We start from the raw sequence: 6,000 nt of genomic DNA, 5'->3' as shown, positions 1-6,000 counted from the left end.
AAGGTTTAGTGTCATTGAAAGATATTTGGATCAATATTCATTACGGGAGATGAACCGCCCATTGCGGACCCGCATGATGGGTGGTGTGGGGGCTGGAGGTTAGAGACCTCCGGCTACCCGATTATACGTTTTTGCTACGCTCTTTCAATAACCGCCCCTTTGCAACTGATTCATTTTTTAAAAAATTAACCATAAAATGATAATCAGGGTGTGTTTTTAAACTACGGCTAACAAAATAAACGTTAGTAGTATTAATAGAAAATGTTTCTCTAATACCAGGTCCTGGATTATTGCCTGCTAACAGGCTTAGTTTTAAACCAGGAATGTTGAACACAATATGTTGGTAGCCATCATGGTTTTTAATAGTTGGAAAGCCCATTGATGGTGTATCTACTATTTGATTATCAACATATACAGCAAGGTAAGTATTTTCAGGAAATTTAGTATTTCCTAATAGATAATCTGAAAAAGCAATCATGCTTTCTTCACGAATTGAATTCTTTGTTTCGGGAATACCGAATCCACTCCAATCCGTTACGGACAACCTCCAAGCAATGCTTACAGCAAAGTACATGAAATTAAATGCTATTTCGTCGTTTGACGGGAAATACCATATTTCATCTTTTACATGAGACAACGGTTTAAACTTTTTTATCTTGGTTGCGAGCTTAAAACCGTTAGGGCGAGCCATAAAAGAAGTAACGTTATCTTCCCCATTTTTGGAGAATTTCAATTCACAACTTTCACAAAGCAAGTGCTTTTTAGCCTGCTTGTCTGTATAGGCTGCTGATTTATTAGAGCCATTAATCAAAACAATATTTTGCCCGTGTTCAGGGAAACCTTTACTTATAGATCGGTAAACAGCTTTAGGCATAAAGTGACTATCTTTAAGCTTTGCTGATTTTGTACACAATGCACAGATTCCGTTCACCAAACCTCCCGAAACGTATAACACTTTAGTATTTATGCGACACGCAGTTTGTGTTGCATAATCGCTTGTTGGACTGAGGCGCTACCTGCTCGGTGTGTCAGAGTTGGTGTTGTTTATGCTATGGACTTTTATATAAAAGAAAGGCTTTTTATCATCTAAGCTAAATCAGCTAATTTAATAAGCTTACCTATTATAATTTAAGCTTTCCCTGCGTTGCTCAGCATGTTTATTATTTGTTCATTAAACCTAATGTTTAACCGTTAATCAAGGATATTTTTCGCTCGCACAGTCGCTATTAGCCTGAGCAATTATGCAGATTAACTCATTGATTTGATGCAGCAAACCAAATAAACTAGACACCCATCCTAATTTTTTAATCAGACTCAGCTTTTGATGACTATTCAGGTTTCCGCAAAAGAGAAGTGGTTGAACTCTCTTTGAGTAAATAGAGCGTTCCTTCAACACAGCCAGTAGGAGTGCAAGCTACTAGTGAGTGCTTGCATTCCTACTAGGTTAGCTAGACGCTTACGCAGCAAAGGCCAGCTTAATAAACTTAAAAAACATTCTTTCTTTTCCTTAAATGTGTAAAAACTAAATTTTGATCTGCTTTTTATTCGAAAGGCTTCTAATTTTATTTGCAATAGGCCTTTCAAAGAAAACGTACGATATATACGCAAAAAACACACTCAAGCTCAGTGATAACAACAGCTTAAGTTCAGTATTTAAATTAAACTTATTAACCATTCCGATAATAGGCATATGCAATAAATAGAATGAATAAGACACTTTACCTAAAAAATCACCAATCTTATTTGCTAAAAAAATATTATTGTTTGGTACTAAAAAAACAACACAAAAGAATACTGTGCTCATAACAAATAGAACTTCATAACTAAGCCACATCTTTTTTTTATCAGCCTCGTTAATAGGTGAAAACTCAGGATACAACAGAGGTATTAAACACAAAACTAATATAAACCAGTTGCTCTTCATATAACTTGGTACTTTAAGTGATTTGTAATGCAAACCAAATATAACGCCAATAAAAAAGTACGGGAACGTTCTCAAAGTACTAAAAAAGTTGTAAGGGATACTTTCAATTTCACCAAATAATCGAGGGAAATCAGCCAAATACCAAGACACCAAAAAGGCCACGATTAGTAAATATATATACCCTTTCCTATCGTCTACTAAAAACCAGAAAGCTACAAATATGATATAAAATTGTATTTCTGGTGGAATAGACCAAAGCACGCTTTCGCCGTGTGTAAACAAAAGGTGGCCTATTAACGAATTAAGGTCAGTTATGTTGTATAAAATGTCATAATTATTTTGAGTTAATAAATAAGAGCTAAAAACAATTACAAGGTATAAAGGTAAAACTCGTCCGGCTCTAGCTAATAGGTATTGTCCAATGTTTGCTCTGCTAAACTTGGTGTCTAAATAGAGAAGTGACATTAAAAACCCACTAAGAAGGAAAAATAACATTACGCCATAGGCTCCAGAACCACCGCCTAAGGAACCATTTAACCAATGAGTTATATCTGAAAAGTGGGTAACAAATACAATAAGGGCAGCTAAAGCTCTTAAAGAGTTTAATTTTCTAATTTCCATGAAGTTGATTTAATCCTTAGCTTATTATTTTTTAAGTTGTTCAAATTGAATTATCGGTTGTATGAGCTTAGATCTTATACAATACTACTGAGGTTTTTTACGTTTTAACCAGGCTTTAACGGGTACTATCCATTCTTTTCTGGGAATGAAAAAAGCGCCATGTTCTTTACCCGTTGAAATCGAAATTTCTTTATAAAAACTAACAGTACCAACACTCCTAGCAACTATATGGTCACATGAACCAACAGAATCAGACGTTTCAAATACTGAAAATAAATGACCATAAATATCTATTTCTGCTTTTTTAGCTAATCCGATGGTACAAGCCGCTAAGATCACAAAGTTAATATCCATGTTTTTTAAATTGCTCGATGCAATTGCCGTAATAAAACCACCACGGGAAAAGCCAACTAAGGATATATTGCTTGCAGGTACGCCATTTTTTAGTAATTTAGTTACTTGCTTAGATAGCTGTTCAGCATATTTAAAAGGATGGGTTTTAGCAGGTCGATGAGTAGCAATTAAATGATAGCTTGAGTCAGCGAGTTCCTTTTTAATAGCTGGAAAATTATATTGCCCCCAGCGCTCATGAATAGGCGTGGGATCTGTGCCCTCTAAAATAAGTCCGTGAGAATAGAAAACATATTTATCTGATGAGTTTATTTTGTCAGGGAGGCTCTCAAATACTTCACCACCATAGCTAAATGAACTAAAAAGTAAAAATAATAAAATTTTTTTTTGAAACATACCATACCTTTATAAAGCTACAAGTGTGAAACTACACTATTTCAACCTCATTAAAGTATAACCCTTTAATATTATTTTCTTTTACTAATGTATATAAACTATTTTTCGCATCTGTTGTAAAATATTGAAGGCCGACTTCTCTTATTCTAAATAGCTCAGGATTATCAATAGCATTTTTTGTGAGCACCATTTTCTTAAATTTTCTTACCCTACTTGGCTTACCATTTCTTATATTGCGGATGGTGTGGTCTTCATTGAGCGCTTTGTCAAAACCGACTACATTAAATGCAAACCACTGCTCATCATTTAAATTACATTTAAGTAGCTCAATATTCTTACCAAAACCACTTAAAAATAAATGTGAAAATTTAGGTGATACAACAAAAGTTGACGCACCTAATCCAGCTACATCGGGTTTAGCTAAGTTTTGATGTGCAACACGAGGCTCAATTAACCAATCAACGCCTAAAATTCTCCAATTATCTCTTATGCTGCTACCATCAAATAGTAGAAGCTGACCTTCCTTTAACTGAATTGTTTGCTCGAAGCCTGTTTCATTGAGAAGTAAAAATTCATCAGGCTCAACGCTTACACTAAATACTTTGTTAAATTTATCTGACATCACACATTAGCCTGAGTTAAAGATTTAGTAATAGGGAATGTGCCGTTGGCAAGCTCCTCACCTATCTTTTGTAATGTCTTAATTATACCTTGCCGACCTAAGCCCTCGGCAATTGTCTCATTAAGTAAAAATCCAAAAATCGCCAGGGTCAAATTTTCGACTTCATACACTATAATTAATAACCGTTTTCGCTTATATCGGATGATTCAAAGTCTATCCCGAAAAGTTAAGCTAAAAAAAACTGACACTCACTTTAATTAATCTTTGAGTGCTGTGCCACAAAATTTACTTTTAAATTAGAAGATAATCGCCAAAATAAGTTAGCTAAACAGCGATACGATTTAGGGGGACGATAATGAACAGACATTTTATTGGGTGTTTCTTTTTTTTAATTGCCATTATATTGATGGTAATTACAGAAATTTACTTAACCCTCATATTTAAAGAGTTTATTTTAGCTGGTAAAGGTCTTGGCGTTTATGGGGTGTTATTGTATTTTGTTGTGATGGTAGTTAGTTCCCTTTTATGGCTACTGTCCTATCGCATTAGCAAAAACCGAGCTCAAGCCGCTATTTTTTGGTTTGTGGCATTAGCGCTCACTCCTATTGCTGTATTTCAGCCTACATGGTGGTCTGCTTCACTTATTAATTAGCTCTCAAATTTAGCTCGTAATACATAGGTTGTTTAGAGAAGTGCAATATCACACTCTCAACTGCGGTATTTTCAACCAAACCGTAATGGGGGTTTACAAAATTACAGTGTAATTATTGCAGGCTCTTTATATAAAAGCATACCACCTCTAAAATTCTAAACAGCTTGTATATGTTTTATGCCACAATCAGCATAGTTAAATTCACTTTAAGTTAGCCGCTCGCTTAGTCACTTTGTTAAGCCAAGCTTGTCTGTTGTCACTTTTAGAGTTAATAACCGGACCAAAGTATGTTGAACACGTATTTTTAATTCCAGAGAAGTTTAAAATACAGTGCTTTAACTGTTTATGTATGGCATTACCTTGGATATATTTATACCAAAATACAGGAGTATCAAGGGTAAAAATGAGTTCAGAAGTGCGCCCTTTTAATAGCTTTTCAGGAATTGATTTACCCTTTACATATTTAAATGCAAACCCAGGTAAGAACGTTCTATCAATAACACCTTTGAATTTTGCTGGCATTGCTCCCCACCAAACAGGGCTTACAATAACTAGATGATCTGCCCATCGGATTTTATTTTGCAAGTCGACTAAATCAGCTTCTAAGTTAGTGACTCGATCATAACCTTCGTCTAAACTTATTTTGAAATTTAGCTCACCTATATTGATTTTCTCAACGTTATGTTTATTTTTAGCTGCTAATGCGTATTGTTCTGCTAAAGACCTACACAAACTTGTCGACTTAGGGTTTGCATTGATAATTAAAATTTTTTTCATAAACTTATATATCCTTGTTGAGTAGGATATGCAGTTTAAACTCTTACCTAAAGGTTAGAGTCAAGCTCCTGAATACAAATATCAATCGAAATTCTGTATTCTTTAATACGCTGCTTTTGTAATTCCAATTCTTTGATTTTTTCTTCAACCTGCCATTGTTTTTCAATCAAGTAGCTACTCACTAATTTCCAATCAAAATCTTCCTGACTACCTCTTAAAGTAACCATATCGGCAAGTGTAATACCTAGAACTTGGGCTTCTTTAATCATTTTGATTTGGCTTATATTATCTTGGTTATAAATACGGTATTTTCCTGTTCTAGAGACTTTCATTAACCCAAGCTCTTCATATAACCTAATTGCTCTTTGAGTTGCACCAGATAGTTTAGATGCCTGATTAATAAACATTTACACTTCCTTATTTTGCAGATGGGATTATGTGACACAGGTATAAAATAGGTAGCCAACTTACTCCACGATTGAGATAGACAATTACACTTTTAAAAGCTAAATAGCCAGCATCAAAATAACTATACCGTAGCTATAGGTTGTAAAACTGACTAAATAAATAAAACTTACACAGAGGCAATATTACTCTATGGATGAAAATTCAACGATTTAAAAACACAATATAGTGTGCTAACTTTAAGAATCAATT

At 34.4% G+C, this 6,000-nt stretch carries 7 protein-coding genes; 1 reads left to right on the top strand and 6 read right to left on the bottom strand.

Going from position 1 to position 6,000, the window contains the following annotated elements; genetic code table 11:
- Positions 1-121 precede the first annotated feature (121 nt).
- From H5119_RS16760 to H5119_RS16745, 4 genes are all read right to left on the bottom strand, one after another.
- The gene (locus H5119_RS16760; RefSeq protein ID WP_182703037.1) at positions 122-931 is read right to left on the bottom strand and encodes a hypothetical protein; all 810 of its coding nucleotides are present in this window, start codon (positions 929-931) and stop codon (positions 122-124) included.
- A 591-nt stretch (positions 932-1,522) separates the two neighbouring features.
- Positions 1,523-2,545 (bottom strand): acyltransferase, encoded by a 1,023-nt coding sequence (locus tag H5119_RS16755; protein ID WP_182703036.1) that lies wholly within the window; start codon positions 2,543-2,545, stop codon positions 1,523-1,525.
- 84 nt (positions 2,546-2,629) lie between these two features.
- Positions 2,630-3,292, bottom strand: coding sequence for an alpha/beta hydrolase (locus H5119_RS16750; RefSeq protein ID WP_182703035.1), 663 nt, complete (start codon positions 3,290-3,292; stop codon positions 2,630-2,632).
- A gap of 31 nt (positions 3,293-3,323) precedes the next feature.
- Positions 3,324-3,914: a hypothetical protein gene (locus H5119_RS16745; protein ID WP_182703034.1), complete on the bottom strand. Its 591-nt coding sequence runs from the start codon at positions 3,912-3,914 to the stop codon at positions 3,324-3,326.
- Positions 3,915-4,269: 355 nt separating this feature from the next.
- On the opposite strand from H5119_RS16745, the gene H5119_RS16740 reads away from it, so the two are divergent.
- Complete coding sequence (locus H5119_RS16740; RefSeq protein ID WP_182703033.1) at positions 4,270-4,566, top strand: hypothetical protein; 297 nt, start codon at positions 4,270-4,272, stop codon at positions 4,564-4,566.
- 201 nt (positions 4,567-4,767) lie between these two features.
- Here the strand turns inward: H5119_RS16740 and H5119_RS16735 are convergent, their stop codons facing one another.
- Positions 4,768-5,343: an NAD(P)H-dependent oxidoreductase gene (locus tag H5119_RS16735; RefSeq protein WP_182703032.1), complete on the bottom strand. Its 576-nt coding sequence runs from the start codon at positions 5,341-5,343 to the stop codon at positions 4,768-4,770.
- Between the two features lie 47 nt (positions 5,344-5,390).
- Positions 5,391-5,750, bottom strand: coding sequence for a MerR family transcriptional regulator (locus H5119_RS16730; RefSeq protein ID WP_182703031.1), 360 nt, complete (start codon positions 5,748-5,750; stop codon positions 5,391-5,393).
- Positions 5,751-6,000 lie beyond the last annotated feature (250 nt).

Origin of the sequence: Pseudoalteromonas sp. SG45-5 (genome assembly GCF_014164085.1) — a bacterium.
Classification (GTDB): Bacteria; Pseudomonadota; Gammaproteobacteria; order Enterobacterales; family Alteromonadaceae; genus Pseudoalteromonas; species Pseudoalteromonas aliena.
Note: the sequence above shows the minus strand (reverse complement) of the source record. Positions and strands in the feature narration are given on the sequence as shown.